Source organism: Bordetella sp. (genome assembly GCF_057362025.1).
Genome location: NZ_JBMQQZ010000029.1, coordinates 43,671 through 59,089, shown reverse-complemented (window position 1 = coordinate 59,089; position 15,419 = coordinate 43,671). Strand labels below are relative to the sequence as shown.

The 15,419-nt window shown below is 65.0% G+C and carries 16 protein-coding genes and 1 tRNA gene; 4 read left to right on the top strand and 13 right to left on the bottom strand.

Features of this window, described 5'->3' with window-relative positions; all coding sequences use genetic code 11:
- Positions 1 to 118: 118 nt before the first annotated feature.
- The 3 genes from ACO1P8_RS07445 to ACO1P8_RS07435 are packed head-to-tail and all read right to left on the bottom strand — an operon-like array spanning position 119 to position 3,379.
- On the bottom strand, positions 119 to 1,480 hold the full coding sequence (locus tag ACO1P8_RS07445) for a GTPase/DUF3482 domain-containing protein (protein ID WP_486295253.1): 1,362 nt from the start codon (positions 1,478 to 1,480) through the stop codon (positions 119 to 121).
- Entirely contained in the window at positions 1,473 to 3,011 is a 1,539-nt protein-coding gene (locus ACO1P8_RS07440) for a DUF2868 domain-containing protein (protein ID WP_486295252.1), read from the bottom strand. The genes ACO1P8_RS07445 and ACO1P8_RS07440 overlap by 8 nt, the downstream gene beginning before the upstream one ends.
- On the bottom strand, positions 3,011 to 3,379 hold the full coding sequence (locus ACO1P8_RS07435) for a YkvA family protein (protein WP_486295269.1): 369 nt from the start codon (positions 3,377 to 3,379) through the stop codon (positions 3,011 to 3,013). The genes ACO1P8_RS07440 and ACO1P8_RS07435 overlap by 1 nt, the downstream gene beginning before the upstream one ends.
- Before the next feature lie 707 nt (positions 3,380 to 4,086).
- On the opposite strand from ACO1P8_RS07435, the gene ACO1P8_RS07430 reads away from it, so the two are divergent.
- Positions 4,087 to 4,401, top strand: coding sequence for a hypothetical protein (locus ACO1P8_RS07430; protein WP_094839506.1), 315 nt, complete (start codon positions 4,087 to 4,089; stop codon positions 4,399 to 4,401).
- Between the two features lie 255 nt (positions 4,402 to 4,656).
- Entirely contained in the window at positions 4,657 to 5,931 is a 1,275-nt protein-coding gene (locus ACO1P8_RS07425) for a hypothetical protein (RefSeq protein WP_486295251.1), read from the top strand.
- 310 nt (positions 5,932 to 6,241) lie between these two features.
- Here ACO1P8_RS07425 and ACO1P8_RS07420 read toward each other — a convergent pair whose 3' ends face one another.
- The 7 genes from ACO1P8_RS07420 to petA form a co-directional block, all read right to left on the bottom strand.
- Positions 6,242 to 7,000, bottom strand: a complete 759-nt coding sequence (locus ACO1P8_RS07420; protein WP_486295250.1) for a GAF domain-containing protein — start codon at positions 6,998 to 7,000, stop codon at positions 6,242 to 6,244.
- Between the two features lie 165 nt (positions 7,001 to 7,165).
- A tRNA-Thr gene (locus tag ACO1P8_RS07415) sits at positions 7,166 to 7,241 on the bottom strand.
- 115 nt (positions 7,242 to 7,356) lie between these two features.
- A complete protein-coding gene (locus ACO1P8_RS07410) occupies positions 7,357 to 7,821 on the bottom strand; it encodes a ClpXP protease specificity-enhancing factor (protein ID WP_486295249.1) in 465 nt (154 codons plus the stop codon).
- A 10-nt stretch (positions 7,822 to 7,831) separates the two neighbouring features.
- Positions 7,832 to 8,443, bottom strand: coding sequence for a glutathione S-transferase N-terminal domain-containing protein (locus tag ACO1P8_RS07405; RefSeq protein ID WP_066342981.1), 612 nt, complete (start codon positions 8,441 to 8,443; stop codon positions 7,832 to 7,834).
- Between the two features lie 128 nt (positions 8,444 to 8,571).
- Positions 8,572 to 9,426: a cytochrome c1 gene (locus tag ACO1P8_RS07400; protein WP_486295248.1), complete on the bottom strand. Its 855-nt coding sequence runs from the start codon at positions 9,424 to 9,426 to the stop codon at positions 8,572 to 8,574.
- Positions 9,427 to 9,445: 19 nt separating this feature from the next.
- The gene (locus ACO1P8_RS07395; protein WP_486295247.1) at positions 9,446 to 10,834 is read right to left on the bottom strand and encodes a cytochrome b; all 1,389 of its coding nucleotides are present in this window, start codon (positions 10,832 to 10,834) and stop codon (positions 9,446 to 9,448) included.
- 60 nt (positions 10,835 to 10,894) lie between these two features.
- On the bottom strand, positions 10,895 to 11,515 hold the full coding sequence (gene petA, locus ACO1P8_RS07390; RefSeq protein WP_094839512.1) for a ubiquinol-cytochrome c reductase iron-sulfur subunit: 621 nt from the start codon (positions 11,513 to 11,515) through the stop codon (positions 10,895 to 10,897).
- A 238-nt stretch (positions 11,516 to 11,753) separates the two neighbouring features.
- Here petA and mscL point away from each other — a divergent pair, with 238 nt between their 5' ends.
- Positions 11,754 to 12,212 (top strand): large conductance mechanosensitive channel protein MscL, encoded by a 459-nt coding sequence (gene mscL, locus ACO1P8_RS07385; RefSeq protein ID WP_486295246.1) that lies wholly within the window; start codon positions 11,754 to 11,756, stop codon positions 12,210 to 12,212.
- Between the two features lie 35 nt (positions 12,213 to 12,247).
- Here the strand turns inward: mscL and ACO1P8_RS07380 are convergent, their stop codons facing one another.
- On the bottom strand, positions 12,248 to 13,024 hold the full coding sequence (locus ACO1P8_RS07380; RefSeq protein ID WP_486295245.1) for a Nif3-like dinuclear metal center hexameric protein: 777 nt from the start codon (positions 13,022 to 13,024) through the stop codon (positions 12,248 to 12,250).
- Between the two features lie 18 nt (positions 13,025 to 13,042).
- Here ACO1P8_RS07380 and ACO1P8_RS07375 point away from each other — a divergent pair, with 18 nt between their 5' ends.
- Positions 13,043 to 14,209, top strand: a complete 1,167-nt coding sequence (locus tag ACO1P8_RS07375; protein WP_486295244.1) for a S1C family serine protease — start codon at positions 13,043 to 13,045, stop codon at positions 14,207 to 14,209.
- On the opposite strand, the gene ACO1P8_RS07370 is transcribed toward ACO1P8_RS07375, so the two are convergent.
- Together ACO1P8_RS07370 and tatC are read right to left on the bottom strand one after the other, a co-directional pair.
- A complete protein-coding gene (locus tag ACO1P8_RS07370) occupies positions 14,175 to 14,576 on the bottom strand; it encodes a helix-turn-helix domain-containing protein (RefSeq protein ID WP_486295243.1) in 402 nt (133 codons plus the stop codon). The genes ACO1P8_RS07375 and ACO1P8_RS07370 overlap by 35 nt on opposite strands.
- Positions 14,577 to 14,654: 78 nt before the next feature.
- Entirely contained in the window at positions 14,655 to 15,389 is a 735-nt protein-coding gene (gene tatC / locus ACO1P8_RS07365; protein ID WP_486295268.1) for a twin-arginine translocase subunit TatC, read from the bottom strand.
- Positions 15,390 to 15,419 lie beyond the last annotated feature (30 nt).

The following is a 15,419-nucleotide window of genomic DNA, read 5'->3' as shown; positions in this document are numbered from 1 at the left end:
CATCGATAAGCAGGCCGATCCTACCGTAAGCCCGCGGCGATTTACCTTGGGGTATACACGTGCTTGCATGACGGGATGGCTTGAGCCATGGTCCCGCGCGCGGCGGGCCGGTGCCGGGTCAGGCGAACTGCCGCATCAGGGCGTTCACCACGGCGGTGCGCCGCGCGCTATCCCGGTAGCCTTCGGTGATGCCGCACCATTGCGGGTTGCCGCGGGCTTCTTTGATTTCGTCGGGCAGGCCGGCACCGCGCCAGGGATCATTGCCTGCACCATGCAGGCGCACGGGTTCACGCGCGGCATGGCCGCGACGCTCCAGCGCCTGCACCAGCGCGCGCTGCCGCACGGCCAGCAGGCGCAGCACTGCGTCGTCGACGCTCAGTTCGCGGCGTCCACGCAGCCTGCCGCCCAGCCGCTTGCCGAAGCGCTCGATGCCCTGCCACATGCCGCCGGCCGCGGCGCCTATCAGGGCCGCAGTGCCCAGGCTGATGCCCGCGAGCATCAGGTCCACCGCGGCGCCCGCCATCGCGCCGGTGGCCATGCCGATGCCGACCTCGATGCCGGCATCCTTCAGAGCGCGCGGATGGAAAAGGTCCATGCCCCAGCGTTCGCCTTCCAGCGGCAAGGGATCGCGCGCATAGTCGTCCTGGCGGAAGTTGTACAGCGCCAGCAGCGCATCGACGCAGGCCTGCTCGCGCCGGCGCGCAAGGTCGCGCAGTCGTTGCGTGGCCTCGTGCAAGGCGGCCTCGCCGGCATCGCAGGACAGGCGCAAGGCGGCCACGTCCACCAGCAGCTCGGCGATCAGGCGCAGGGCCGCTTCGTGGCGTTCGCGGCGTTCGCGTGCGAGTGCTTCCGACAGCCGGACCAGGATGTCGGCATGGCGATCGAGCAGGATCGACAAGCGGTCATAGAGCTGCTTTTCGCCATCCAGGGGAGGCGCCACCGTATCGAACTCCAGCAGCGCATGCAGGCCCAGCCGCGCCATCGCGTCGCGCCACTGCATGGCCCGGTGCGAAGGCGCGTGCACGAAATTCAGCACCGGCAGCAGCGGCCTGCCGCAGGCGGCAAGCAGCGCCAGCTCGTCGCGATGCTTGCCCAGCACCGGATCGCGCGCATCGATCACGTATAGCGCGGCATCGCATTCCAGCATTTTTTCCAGTACGCGGGCTTCCTGTTCGAAGCGCCGCCGCGCCTCCGGGGAATCCAGGAACAAACGTATGCGGTCGGGGCCATCCAGGCGACGGTCGCCGCACAAATGTTCGATGTACTCGAGTAGCGCGATGCTGTCCTCCATGCCCGGCGTATCGAACCATGCCAGCACCGGTTGCCCTTCCAGCCGCAAGCGCGCGCCCTGCACCCGCCGCGTCGTGCCCGGGCTGTCGGCAACGTCGCCGAAAGCGGGATCGCGCGTCAGGGTCCGCAGCAGCGAGGTCTTGCCGGTGTTCGTGTGGCCCACCACGGCGATCTGCAGCAGGTCAGCCACGGTCGCCTCCCAGCCAGCGCAGCGGCTGGTCCCGATTGTCCACGATGGCCTCGCCGGGCATGCCCGCTTCCAGCAGGCGGCTGCGCCAGGCGGACGTCCGGTCCGCCCAGGCCCGCGCGTCCCCGGCCGTCAGTTCGCGGGTGTTGTTGCAGCTTTTCTCGCCGTTGTTGTTTTCGGTTTCGTCAACGCTTCGGTCGCCGGCCGAGCCCGCCGCCGTTGCCGCCAGCAGCCAGACGCGGGTCTCGGCGGCCTTGCCTGCCAGATCGGCGATCAGGGCCAGCGTGCCGCGATCCGGCGTCTGGCGCGCGTCGCATGCCACCAGCAGGCGCCGCGCGGGTGCTTGCGCCAGGGCGTCCAGCAAGGCGTGGCGTTGTTCGCGGCTGTCCAGATTTCCTGCCGCTTGTATTGTCGCTGGCAGGTCCGGCGGGGGCCAGGCGATGTCGTCCGGCAACTCCAGTCCCGCCAGTACCGCCTGCCCGCCCGTCGGGGGCAGGGTCGTGGGTGCGATGCGGGGCGCATGCAGCCATGGCGCCGGGCCGTCCTGAACGGGGGGATCCGCGGGCGGCAGCAGGCGCGAGCGCAGCGCGGCGTAGCCTGGCAGCGCCATATCGATGGACAGTCCGCGCAAGGCGCCGCGCAGGCGGGCAACGCTGACCAGCCAGGCGAGCAGCCTGGGGAGGATGCCATAGACAACCACCAGCCCGACCAGCCACCATGCCCATTGCGCCTGCGCCGCGGCGGGCAGGTCGTGCATACCGTCGCTCAGACGCACAATGGCGGCATCGGGCAGCGCGAAACCGAGCCGCGCGGGCAGCCACCCCAGTGCCTGCGTCAGGCCGACGAAGGCATCGGGCGACAGCAGCGTGGTGGCCCAGGCGAAACGATAGCGGGCGGTCGACAGCACCGCCAGGGAAGTGGCCAGCGCGGCGGCCAGCGCGGCAAGCCATAACAGATGGCTGATGGCACCGAACAGCCAGCGGGCCGCGCCCGCCCGCGCCAGCAAGGCCATCAAGGCCTGCGGCGGCAGGGCCGCATCCGGCCCGCGCGCCAGCTTGCGGGTCAGCCACAGCCAGGCGCCGCCCAGGCCGGCCCCTGCCGCGCCGGCACGCACGGCGAAGCTGGACAGCCAGAACAGGAAGGTCAGCGCGTGCAGGCCCAGCATGGCAACGGCCGCCCATACGATGTTGACCACGCGCGTGCCGTCGCCCAGGGCGCTCCATGCGGTACCCGCGCCCGCCAGCACGGCCAGCACCAATAGCAGGACGGCGGCGATGCCCGCGCCGCGGCGCCACGCGGCCACGCGTTCATCCAGGTGTTCGCGGCGCGCGATCGCGCGCGCGCGCAGCAGGACGCGATGTTCGATGGGCCCATCGGCCTGCCGTGCCTGGCGCACGGCATCCTGGTCTTCCAGCGGGCCCCAGTGTTCTTCCCGCAGGCGTACCGTTTCGGCCAGCCACAGATCGGCGAAGCCGGCGCGCCCGGGTGTCGCCACGGCGCCCGGGCGGGGCGTGGCGGAATCGGGTGTCGCCATCACTCCCGCAAAGCGTTCGACGCCGTGCCGTCGGCACCGAACCATTGATGCAGCCGGTCCGCTGCCTGGCGCTTGACGTCATCGGTGATGTAGACGGCGACCGTGGCCAGGGCAGCGGCCATGACGGCCAGGTCGTCGGTATAGCCCGCCAACGGTGCCAGGTCGGGAATGGCGTCCAGCGGGAATACGAAATAGCCCAGTGCGCCGTAGATCACCCGCTTCGCCCATTTGGGCGTACCGGGCGCCTGCAGTGCATAGAAAAGCCACAGGGCCTTTTCCACGGCCTGGCGTCCCGCCCCCTTCGCGTGGCGGGCCAGCTTGCGCCAGAAGCGTGGGGGGCTGTAGGCGGCTTCATAAGCGGAGTGCATTTCCACCACGATGTCCTTTGCAATGCGCCGCGCCGGGCGCGGCGGGTAGACCGGTCATTGTAGCGGCCGCCGGCGCAAGCGGACCCGGGGCGCACGGCCTCGCTACGAGGGTAACCCAATGAAAATGTTGCTTTTTGCCTGAAGATCGCGTATAATTCCGTTGTTGTTCGCGCAGTAATCCTTCCAGAAGTCCTCCCGGAAGTCTCTTCCCAGATTTCTTTCCCGTAGTTCTTCCTGCACAAACCCCTGGCAAGCCTGGTTCCATTGCGCCCTATGCCGCTACGGTATATAGCGTTGGTCGGCAACCTTGCCCGCTGCCTCAGGTTCGCATAGACCCTGCGCTTCGCCCGTACTGTTTGCCCGCGGCTGGTTCCGCGGGCTCGCGGTTCGTTTCTCAGCAGCTTCGCCAGTTACCAGGCTAAAACCAGTCCAACCGAACCCTGGTAATCCGGCTTGGCGAACACTTTCCGTGGCGTGCCGGGCCCAGGCCCGCTTTTTGCTCTCGGCCACGGCCTCGATGTTCTCGTCCATACGACTGAGCACATCTGAACCTTATGCAGCAATGATTCGGTCATCAGTTTGGGCCACGATGTCATATCGCGCCCATGGCCGGTTCCCGCTGTGTGCAGCATGTCCGTTCCAGGGCCGCAAGCCCGTGGCTCCGTCCTTGGCGGCATGCTTATCAATTGCTTTGGAAAATAATCACAATGACGATTACGACTCAACCCACTCTCGTGCCCCGCGTCGATCATGCGCTGGACGGCACGCCCATCCACGTCGGCGATATCGTGCATCTGCGTCCCGCCGACGGTTCCGTCATCAAGGCGCGTGTCATCTACAACGCGCCGCTGAACGGCGCCACGACCTACACCACCGATGTGGTGACGCGCGCCGCCGACAACGGCCGCATGCTGAAGCTGCGCTTCCGGTTCCGCCACGAACACGTGCATGGCATCGAGCCGGTGTGCGGCCGCGTGCGCGCACCTGCGCAAGGCACGGCGGTGCAGGCGTCCGCCCGCTAGTACGCCTCGCGCGACGGGCGGCCGGTCCGGCCGCCATGCTCGTGCCCTAGTGCTCCGTCCGCGCTCGCGCGGGTTGGTTAGTTCGTCCGTTTCTCCCCTCCGGCCGGAACCTGCCTACAGGCGTAGAGACCGAAAGGCCTTGCGCACGCGGCTCGACGGCCGCCGCGCTCTGGGCCGCCCGATCCCTCGTGGCGTCATGCAAGGGACGCCATCGCACCATGAGGCCGCGTCCCATCCAGACCAGGAGACGCGAATATGTTCGCCGGCAAACCCGACGGAACCGACCCCTCATACGTTGTTCGTACGGCATCGTCCGCCGAAGCCGCCTTGGGCGTCACCCAAAACGGGCACGCGTTCAAGCCGCAGGCGGGCGATCGCGCGGATGTACATAGCGGCAACGCCCAGCCACGGGCCCGCGCCACGCTGGCGCGCCGCGATACCTTCGGTCCGTTCCGGTTTGGCTGGGGTCTGCGCGGACATCGGCCGGCCGACACCGTGGCCCGGCGGGCCAGCGATGCCAGCCCGGCCTCGCAACGGTCGCCCAGTACCTGCACCACGGGCACCGAGGCATCGGCCGGCGGCACGCCTGCCATCCCGCTGCCCTTGCGTTTCCTGCCGTTGATCCAAGATACGCCGGTGCCTCCGGTGGTCCTGCCCCATGTCCTTGCCCCGGGCAATGCTACGCACAAAGTGCCGGCGCGCGACGCGCCCTGGCCGGCCCCGCGCGCGCCGTCCTGGCCGCAGCGCATGCTATCGGCCGTCGCGTATCGCGTGCGCTACCTGGCCGCGCCTGGAGAACATCGCAAGGCGCTGCGCATGGCACACACCCGGGAAAAAGTGGTCGGCGCAACCTATGTATTCCTGAACGCGATCCAATCCGGCGAGCCGCTGCTCAGGCACTTCGCCGAATTGCGCCGCCAGGTCCGCCGGCTGGACCGGCGCGCAGGCGTGTATTCCGGGATCAGCGATGAGAGCGTGCGTGTGCTGATGGATGCCGCCGATCGCACCGCCAGCGCGCGTCGCCAAGTCAGGGACAACGTCCTGGCGTTTCATCGGGATGAGCTGCTGTACGACGTCGTCGCGGGCGACGAATTCCGTCGCGCGGACGGCATCCTGCTGGTGGTGGAATCCCGCATGGCGACCGGGATTGCTTTGTACGGAGACGCATTGCGCTGTCTTGCCGCCGCCGATATCGCGGAAAACGCCGTATGCGAGTCGATCGGCCAGATACTCGAAACCGTGTTCGCGCGGGAGGCCTCTGCCGGGGATATACGGCCGCGCGAATGGCTGGGCAGCGCGGTGGGCCGGCTGCCCTATCGCACCCTGGTGCGCTTGCACGCCGTGCTTTCCGCGGGCCTGGCTTGCGGCGGCGCGTACCAGGCATTCCAGGACGAATTACTGCGCATCGTAGAAGCCCGGGTCGGCATCCCGCCGCGCGCTTCGGCCGGCGATGCCCATGCCGCCGCTGCCGTGGATCGCACCGTATCCAATCCGGCGGCAAGGTCTTCTACGATGTCTGGTGCCGGCTAGAGGAATCGAACCCCCGACCTTCGCATTATTGAAAGTGGGTAGAAACGCGGGTTCGGCGAATCGCCGGGCAATGAAAAAGGAAGCATTCGCTTCCTTTCGTAATCAAGCCGGGACCATCTTCTTTAATGGTGCCGGCGGACCAGCATCTTCGCGAGCGCCTTGTCTGATTCCGGCGCTTCCGCTCGTAATTGCCCGTTTGCCGAACTCGGTGAGCGTAAGTTCACGGACCCTCATTACGGCGCCCGGTTTTGAAATTACCTTGGACTCTTTAACGAACGTGACTGACGTTTTTTCGCCTTCTGTGTCCATATCAGTACCTCTTCGTGACAAAGTCCCTAATTGCCTTGGTGCCAGCACCTACGATTTCTACTACATCGTTGCGCTCAAATAGCGCACGGTCACTTGAATCTAAGTAGATCACGCCGATAGCATGCTGTCCAGACAGGTCCAGGACCGGCACAGCGATCGCGGAGTAACGGCCCGGCGCAAGTTTGCGAGCGTCCGCCTCTGTATAGCCCCAGTCCCCTACCAATTCGGCGCGCAGCTGTTCTTCCGTTCCAATTTGGCTGGACATCGACATAGGAGTCCTGCTCCGAATGGCCCTGCCCGTTATTCCGGTGTAGACGGGGAACTTGCGCCCAACTCCTTCGCCGCTACCGCCAGCGTAATTGATGATTTGCTCCAGCTCGCGTGGCTGTTCAACGGGCGGGACAACACGATGAAACGTCGCGCGGATATTACCGCCGTATTCGCGTTTGTTGCACCATTCCGTCAGCATGGTATGGACGGTGGATACCGCGGCATAGAGGCCCTCATGAACTACGTCGGGCCCGTCCTTCTTGTCCTCCGCGTGCGCGACCAGCGCACGCACGATCGTCGCGACGATCAACCAAACGCATGCGACAGCGCTGAAGCCGAATATCCACGCGTCGAAGCGCGGGTCGGCCCAACTTTTCGCGGATGCCAGCGCTGCAACCAATATCGCGGGACCATTGAATAAAACTTCACGAGGCCACTTTTTTTGCCAGATGCGCTTTTGTTGCGCTCCTGGAAGATGGTTTGCCTTCATGCGCCCGAGTCTCCTCACGCAACGAGCGTCCTGATCGGTGAAATGTAATAAAACTGCTGGCGAAAGCGAGTCGCCGGGAGTGCGTCGATGGAAGGTAGCGGGTTCGGGTACATCGGTCCGTGCGGGGATCTAAAGGCCCCACGCACTGCAACTGATCGGTTTTGTTGGTGCCGGCTAGAGGAATCGAACCCCCGACCTTCGCATTACAAGTGCGCTGCTCTACCAACTGAGCTAAGCCGGCGAAGGCGACATCCCGGCGCCGCGGGGGCGGGGATGTCGCGAAGACGTGCATTGTATACGCGGCGATGCGCCGCGTCAGATGGGCGCCGGCCGGGCGGGATACCGCCGGCCGTGGCCTATTTCACGATGGTCAGATGCGGACGCGGCGGCGGCGGTTCGTCGTCCTTGCCGCCGTCGGCTTTATCCGACTGCGCGCCCTGGCTGGCGGCATCGTCGCCGTCTGCCGCCATGCCGTCGCGCCCATGCCTGGGTGTCGCGGCTTCTTCGTCGTCCTGCACTTCGAAGCCCATCCCGGCGCCGGTTTCGCGGGCATAGATGGCGCTGACTGCGCCGACCGGCACGGAAACCATTTCGACCACACCATTGAACCGTGCCTGGAACTCGATGTACTCGTTGCCGAGCAACAGCTTGTTCGTCGCCAGATTGCCGATATTGAGCGTGATCTGGCCGTCCCGTACATGGGCGGGCGGAACCATGGTGCGATCGTTCACCTGCACGACGACGTATGGCGTGTAGCCGTTGTCCGTGCACCACTCGTGCAGCGCGCGGATCAGGTACGGTTTGGTTGATGATTCACCCATGGATGCCATCCTAGCGACGCATCACCTTTTCGGAAGGCGTGAGCGCTTCGATATACGCCGGCCGCGAGAAGATGCGTTCGGCGTATTTTTGCAGCGGGGCGGCATTCTTCGGCAGTTCGATGCCGTAATGGTCCAGGCGCCACAGCAGCGGCGCCACCGCCACATCCAGCATGGAAAACTCGTCGCCCAGCATGTACTTGTTCTTCAACAGCATGGGGGCCAACTGGGCCAGGCGGTCGCGGATATTCTGGCGTGCGCGATCCAGGCGCTTCTCGTCGGGCTTGGCGTTGCGGTCTTCCAGGACCGACACGTGCACGAAGAGCTCTTTTTCGAAGTTGTACAGGAACAGGCGGGTGCGCGCGCGCATGACCGGATCCGCCGGCATCAGCTGCGGGTGCGGGAAGCGTTCGTCGATGTATTCGTTGATGATGTTGGACTCGTACAGCACCAGGTCGCGCTCGACCAGGATGGGCACTTGTCCGTACGGGTTCATCACCGAAATGTCTTCCGGCTTGTTGTACAGGTCGATGTCCCGGATTTCAAAGTCCATGCCTTTTTCGAACAATACAAAACGGCAGCGCTGCGAAAACGGGCACGTGGTTCCGGAATAAAGCACCATCATGGCGGTAAGTCCTTGTATGAAAAGCGAAAGGCCAGCGCCGCCAATCTAGCAGGCGCTGGCCCCAATTGCCAGGGGGGGCGGTTACGCCGGGGGCGTACGCGACCCCGGCCCCTGTTGGGTTGTGCCGATTACCTCACGTGTTTCCAATAGGACGCGTTCAGCCGCAACGCGACGACCAGGAACAGGCCCAGAAAGAGCAGTACCCAGACGCCGAGTTCCTTGCGGAACTGGGCCACCGGTTCGGACATCCAGCCCAGGAAGGCCGTCAGGTCGGCGACGTCATTGTCGAACTGGGCCGATTGCGCCGCGTTCGCTGCCTTGAAGGTGGCCGTGAAACTTTCGTTGCCGTGGTACCCGGCCACTTCATCCTTCTTGACGGTCGCGTAGCCCTGCGGGTCGTACACGGTGGTTACGCGCTCCCAGCCGCCTTCCTCGCCCTTGCCTTCGGCATGATGCATGGCGACGGTGGTCAGCTCCCGCGGACCTTGGCGTTCCCACAGGACATGGGGCATGCCCACATTGGGAAATACCAGGTTGTTCCAGCCCGTGGGCCGGCTGGTGTCGCGGTAGAACGAACGCAGATAGGTGTAAATGTAGTCGATTCCGGGGGCGCCTGCAGTCTGGGACTTGGCGCGGGCGATGACGGACAGGTCCGGAGGCGTCACGCCGAACCATTTTTTGGCGTCCTTGGGCGGCATCGCCACCGTCATCAGGTCGCCGACCTTCTGCCCGGTAAACAGCAGATTTTTCTTGATCTGCTCATCCGTCAGGCCGATTTCGGTCAGCTTGTTGTACCGCATCGACCCGGCGGCATGGCAGTTAAGGCAGTAGTTGACGAACAACTTGGCGCCATTTTGCAGTGCCGCCACGTCGTTGACCCGGTTGGGCGCGGCGTCCAGGGGGTATCCGCCTTCCGAGGCCAAGGCGGCGGCGCACGTGAGCATCAACGTCACGGCACCCATCAGCTTCTTGATCATGGTCATTCCGTTATGTGTGCAGGGCTCAATGGGCGTGATAGACGACGCGTTCAGGCACGGGCTTGAAGCTGCCCAGCCGGCTCCACACGGGCATCAGGAAGAAAAACGCCAGGTAATACAGCGTGCCGATCTGAGAGGTCAGGTTCAGCGCCGGATTGGGCGGCTGGGTGCCGATATAGCCCAGCACCAGGAAGTCGACGATGAAGATCCCGTAGACCACCTTGTGCCAGTCCGGACGGTAGCGGATCGACTTGACCGGCGATTGGTCCAGCCACGGCAAGAAGAACAGGATCACCACCGTGCCGCCCATCGTGACCACCCCCCAGAACTTGGCGTCCAGCACACGCAGCAGCACGGCGACGACGACCAGGATGGCCGGCAGCACGATGCGGGCGATACCGCGGCCCTTGCCCTTGAACAGCAGGGCGAGCGCGCCCAGCACGGCGGCACCGGACAGTACCCAGGTGAAGTCGTCGGTCGTCGCCCGCAGCATGGAATAGAACGGGGTGAAGTACCAGACGGGGGCGATGTGCGGAGGCGTCTTCAGGGAATCGGCCGGGATGAAGTTGTTGTATTCCAGGAAGAAGCCGCCCATCTCCGGGCCGAAGAACACGATGGCCGCGAAGACGATCAGAAAGCCCGCGACGCCCACGATGTCGTGCACCGTGTAGTACGGGTGGAACGGCACGCCGTCCAGCGGTCGGCCATAACGATCCTTCGGGCCCTGCTTGATCTCCACGCCGTCGGGGTTGTTCGAGCCGACTTCATGCAGCGCCACCAGGTGCGCCGCTACCAGCCCGATCAGGACCAGCGGGATGGCGATGACGTGGAAGGCAAAGAAACGGTTCAGCGTGGCGTCGGACACCACATAGTCGCCGCGGATCCAGATCGCCAGGTCCGGCCCGATGAAGGGGATTGCCGAGAACAGGTTCACGATGACCTGGGCGCCCCAGTACGACATCTGGCCCCAGGGCAGCAGGTAGCCGAAGAAGGCCTCGCCCATCAGACAGAGGAAGATCGCGACGCCGAACACCCACACCAGTTCACGCGGCTTGCGGTAGGAGCCGTAAAGCAGCCCGCGCAGCATATGCAGGTACACCACGACGAAGAACATCGAGGCCCCGGTGGAGTGCATGTAGCGGATCAGCCAGCCGCCGGGCACTTCGCGCATGATGTATTCCACCGACTGGAACGCGCGTTCCGCATCGGGCTTGTAGTGCATCACCAGGAAGATGCCGGTCACGATCTGCAGAACCAGCACCAACAGCGCCAGGGATCCGAAGAAGTACCAGAAATTGAAATTCTTGGGTGCGTAGTACTCGGAGACATGGGCTTTCCATGTCGCGGTGGCGGGAAAGCGCTTGTCCACCCATCCCATGAAACCAGTCGATTCGACGGTCTTGTCGCCATCCATGAAGCAGCTCCTTTGCTAGTCGTGGCGTATCTGTCTATGCGCGCGCGTGGCGACGCCCTGTCAGGCCTTGTTGTTTTCGTCGACCCCGACAATGATGCGGGTGTCCGATTGGTACGAGTATGGCGGCACTTCGAGGTTGTCGGGCGCGGGCACGTTCTTGAATACGCGGCCGGCCAGGTCGAAACGCGAGCCGTGGCAGGGGCAGAGGAAGCCGTCGACACCGGGGGCGACGTCGTCCTGGCGATTCGGCGAGCAACCCAGGTGGGTGCAGATGCCGACGCAGACGAACAGGTCCGGCTTGCGCGAGCGGTAGCCGTTCTCGGCGAATGCCGGCGTGTAGCCGGGACGCTTGGAATCGGGATCGGCCAGCAGGGAGGGATCTTTCTTCAGCTCTTCGAGCTGCTCCGGCGTGCGGCGCAGGATCCAGACGGGCTTGCCGCGCCATTCCACCGTCATCATCTGGCCCGGCTGCAACTGGCTGACATCCGCTTCCACCGGGGCGCCGGCGGCACGGGCCTTGGCGGAAGGCGCGAATGTGCCGACGAAAGGAACGGCGGTTGCTACACCGGCCACGCCACCCAGGGCACAGGCCGTAGTTACCCAGAAACGTCGCGATGGGTCAGGGGGCAGGTCGATAGGTGCTGCGCCTTCGTCATCGTGATACATCGTAGTCTGACTCATCATCCATCCTTGTTATGCGGCTACTGCGGGTCATACCTGGGCCGTGTAGCGTCCCCCCTCCAGGGGATGTGGATTAAGCACCGGGCCCTGTATCTGGCCTTTTTCGCCCCCCGGCAAACCGGAGGTGTCTTCCCCGCAGCGGCATGCCGCTGCGGTTAATGCTTGATGATACGTAACGTCTTCGCAACCGCGTATTATAGCCTTAGCCCAATGACGGGCGAATCATAGAGGAGCAGCTATGAGTTTTCTGAAAGATTTCCGTAGTTTCGCCGTCAAGGGCAATGCCGTTGACCTCGCCGTGGGGGTGATCATCGGCGCGGCCTTCGGCAGGATCGTGGATTCCCTGGTGAAGGACGTCGTCATGCCGATCGTCAACTTCGTCCTCGGCGGCGCAGTGGATTTCTCCAATAAATTCATCGTGCTGTCGATGCCGCCGTCCTATAACGGGCCCATGACCTACGCCGACCTGACCAAGGCGGGCGCCATCGTGCTTGCCTGGGGCAATTTCATCACCATCGTCATCAACTTCATCCTTCTGGCATTCATCATCTTCTGGATGGTGAAGGCGGTCGCGCGCGCCCGCGCCAGCTTCGAAACCGCGCACGACACCCCGGCTGCGGCTCCGCCGGCGGATGTGCAACTGCTGCAGGAAATCCGCGATCTGTTGAAACAACAACAGCGCGGTCCGATCGCCTGAACGCCGACGGCCGTTTCGCCCGCCGCGGGCGACGATCACACCGGGTTATCGATATCGACGAAATCCACGCGGATGCCGAACCGGTCCGCGATGGCCTGGCCCAGTGCCTGGACGCCATAGCGTTCGGTGGCGTGGTGTCCGGCCGCCAGGAAAGCCACGCCGGTTTCCCGCGACAGATGCACGGTCGGCTCGGAGATCTCGCCGGTGATGTAGGCATCGACGCCGGCATCCACCGCATCGGCCAGCATGCCCTGTGCGCCGCCGGTGCACCAGGCGAGGCGGCGGATGGGGCGTTGCGCGTCGCCGATGGCTTGCGGCGCGCGCCCGAGCCGTTCGGCCGCGCGCGCGGCCAACTGGCCGAAGTGCTCGATGCCGGGTGCGGTGCCCAGCCACACCAGGTCGTCCGGCCCGCAGGTGCGCGGCAGTCCCGCCTCGTCCAGGTCGGGGTCCAGTCCCAGGACGCGCGCCAGCTGCGCGTTATTGCCCAGTTGCGGGTGGGCATCCAGCGGCAGGTGATAGGCGAACAGATTCAGGTCGTGGGCCAGGGCCAGCGCCAGCCGGGTGCGGCGCGGTCCTCGCACCCGCGGGTCTTCGTTTTTCCAGAACCAGCCGTGGTGTACCAGCACGGCATCGGCACCGCGATCGATGGCCGCGCGCAGGAGCGCCTCGGACGCCGTCACCCCGGCGATAATATGGCCGATCGACGCCTTGCCTTCCACTTGCAGCCCATTGGGACTGTAGTCCCGGAACCGGCCTGGCTGCAGGGTCTGGTCCAGCCAAGCGGCCAGTTCACGCGTATCGATACTGTTCATTGCTTTACCTAAGAAATCATGCGTCGACTCTGGCTGATATTCGCCCAGGCCGTCACGGTCAGTCTAGCCATTCTATTCGTGGTCACTACCCTGCGCCCCGATTGGCTGCGCTTGTCCGGCCCCGGCCGGTCTCCTTCGCCGGGAACGCCGGGGCCGGACGTCGCCACGGCACCCGTTGTCCCGCCTCAGGGCGAGCTGACCTTCGCCCCGGCGGTCGCGCGAGCCGCTCCCGCCGTGGTGAACGTTTACACCGCCAAGCACGTCGACGTGCCGCTGATCCCGTTGCCCGACGATCCCGTCATACGGGAGCTTCTCGGCCAATTGCCCAGCGTCAGCCGTCGCCATGAATCCACCAGCCTGGGTTCGGGCGTCATCGTGCAGGAGCGTTATGTCCTGACCAACTACCACGTGGTCGAGGCCGCCGATGCGATCGAGGTCGCGCTGGCGGATGGCCGCGAAACCCGTGCCCAGGTGGTGGGGGCAGACCCGGAAACCGACCTGGCGGTCCTGAAGTTGCCGGAGCACATCGGGACCGTGCCGGTAGCCACGCTCGGCAGCGACGGTTCGCTGAAAGTCGGCGATGTCGTACTGGCCATCGGCAACCCCTTCGGCGTCGGGCAGACGACCACGCAAGGCATCGTCTCCGCCCTGGGGCGCAGCAGCCTGGGGCTGAACACCTACGAGAACTTCATCCAGACCGACGCGGCGATCAATCCGGGGAATTCGGGCGGGGCCCTGATCGACCAGCATGGCAATGTGGTGGGGATCAACACCGCGATCTATTCGCAGTCCGGCGGTTCGCTGGGCATCGGTTTCGCCGTGCCGATCGACACGGCGCGCTCGGTGATGGAGGAAATCATCCACACCGGCTACGTGCGGCGTGGCTGGCTGGGAGTGGAGCCTCAGGACCTGACGCCGGATCTGGCGCGCGCCTTCAAGCTGGGCAATTCGCGCGGTGTGATCATCGCGGGCGTGATGCGCGACGGCCCTGCCGGGCGCGGCGGCCTGCGCGTGGGCGACATCGTGTTGAGCATCGACGGCAACGACGTGCGCAATACGTCTTCGATGCTGGCGATGATCGCCCTGTTGCCGCCGGGGCAGGAGGTAACCTTGTCCGTGTTGCGCGGTGGCCGCGAGAGGGAACTGAAGGTCAAGGTCGGCGTGCGTCCCCAGCGGCCCCGCTAGGCCGATCCGCCAGCATGCGGACCAGGGCGACCACGTGGCGCCGCTCGGCCTCGGACAGCTTGGCCATCAGCATGTGAAGTTCGGCGGCATCGCCGCCGCCTTGCTGATGGAGAGGAGGAGCCGCGCCGCACTCGTGCGGCCGCGGCTGCCGGGCGGCATGCAAGGTGGCGTGCAGGCCGGCTTCGCCTTCGCTCAGCCACAGGACGGTGGTATCCAGCGTCCGCGCAAGGCGAGTCAGCGTGCCCAGTGCCGGCAAGTAGCCGGGGTCGCGTGTCAGGATGCGGTGGATGGAAGTTTGCGGCACGCCGGACAAGCGTGCCAGTTGCCGTTGGCTGCGAATGCCGCGCCAACGCATGAGAGTTCGCAAGCGGTCCGCCATGGTCATCCACGCAATGTACGATTGCGGTTCTGATGACTCAAGGTGAATCGGTCTCGTTCCTGGCGTTTACTGCCGCTCGGTGAGCGCGTTCTCGCTTTCCTTGTCGGGCTTGGTGACCATGCGCGCGCAGATGAGGCCGATCTCGAACAGCAGGCACAAGGGAACGGCCAGCATGAATTGGCTGACCACGTCCGGCGGTGTCACGACGGCGGCGATGATGAAAGCGCCGACGACGACATAGCCACGCGCGCTGCTGAGTTTCTTGACGTCGACGATGCCCGCCTTGACCAGCAGGACCACGGCGACGGGGACCTCGAAGGTGATGCCGAAAGCCAGGAACATGGTCATGACGAAGCTCAGGTAGGCTTCGATATCCGGGGCCGGCGTGATGGACTGCGGCGCGAAGGTCGCGATGAAGTGAAAGACAGTCCTGAAGACGACGAAATAGCAGAATGCCATTCCCGCCAGGAACAGGAAGGTGCTGGAAACGATGAGCGGCAGCGCCAGGCGCTTCTCGTGGCGGTAGAGCCCGGGCGCGACGAAGGCCCAGGCCTGCCACAGCACCACGGGCAGGGAGAGGACGAAGGCCGCCATCAGGGTGACTTTGACGGGCACCATGAATGGCGTGATGACGCCGGTGGCGATCATGCGGGTGCCTTGGGGTAGCGACGCCAGCATGGGCCGGGCGAGCAGATCGTAGATCTTGGCCGCGCCGGGGAAAAAGAACAGGATGACGAAAATAACGCCTATGACGGCTACCGCACGCAGCAGTCGCGTGCGCAGCTCGACCAGGTGAGACATGAAGCTGTCTTCCTGCAGCTCTTCTTCTTG

Bases quoted from the DNA above. Each gene is read 5' to 3' on its own strand.
- ACO1P8_RS07440 (WP_486295252.1), bottom strand. From the start codon at position 3,011: ATGGCGACACCCGATTCCGCCACGCCCCGCCCGGGCGCCGTGGCGACA.
- ACO1P8_RS07435 (WP_486295269.1), bottom strand. From the start codon at position 3,379: ATGCACTCCGCTTATGAAGCCGCCTACAGCCCCCCACGCTTCTGGCGC.
- ACO1P8_RS07430 (WP_094839506.1), top strand. From the start codon at position 4,087: ATGACGATTACGACTCAACCCACTCTCGTGCCCCGCGTCGATCATGCG.
- ACO1P8_RS07425 (WP_486295251.1), top strand. From the start codon at position 4,657: ATGTTCGCCGGCAAACCCGACGGAACCGACCCCTCATACGTTGTTCGT.
- ACO1P8_RS07420 (WP_486295250.1), bottom strand. From the start codon at position 7,000: ATGAAGGCAAACCATCTTCCAGGAGCGCAACAAAAGCGCATCTGGCAA.
- ACO1P8_RS07410 (WP_486295249.1), bottom strand. From the start codon at position 7,821: ATGGGTGAATCATCAACCAAACCGTACCTGATCCGCGCGCTGCACGAG.
- ACO1P8_RS07405 (WP_066342981.1), bottom strand. From the start codon at position 8,443: ATGATGGTGCTTTATTCCGGAACCACGTGCCCGTTTTCGCAGCGCTGC.
- ACO1P8_RS07400 (WP_486295248.1), bottom strand. From the start codon at position 9,426: ATGACCATGATCAAGAAGCTGATGGGTGCCGTGACGTTGATGCTCACG.
- ACO1P8_RS07395 (WP_486295247.1), bottom strand. From the start codon at position 10,834: ATGGATGGCGACAAGACCGTCGAATCGACTGGTTTCATGGGATGGGTG.
- petA (WP_094839512.1), bottom strand. From the start codon at position 11,515: ATGAGTCAGACTACGATGTATCACGATGACGAAGGCGCAGCACCTATC.
- mscL (WP_486295246.1), top strand. From the start codon at position 11,754: ATGAGTTTTCTGAAAGATTTCCGTAGTTTCGCCGTCAAGGGCAATGCC.
- ACO1P8_RS07380 (WP_486295245.1), bottom strand. From the start codon at position 13,024: ATGAACAGTATCGATACGCGTGAACTGGCCGCTTGGCTGGACCAGACC.
- ACO1P8_RS07375 (WP_486295244.1), top strand. From the start codon at position 13,043: ATGCGTCGACTCTGGCTGATATTCGCCCAGGCCGTCACGGTCAGTCTA.
- tatC (WP_486295268.1), bottom strand. From the start codon at position 15,389: ATGTCTCACCTGGTCGAGCTGCGCACGCGACTGCTGCGTGCGGTAGCC.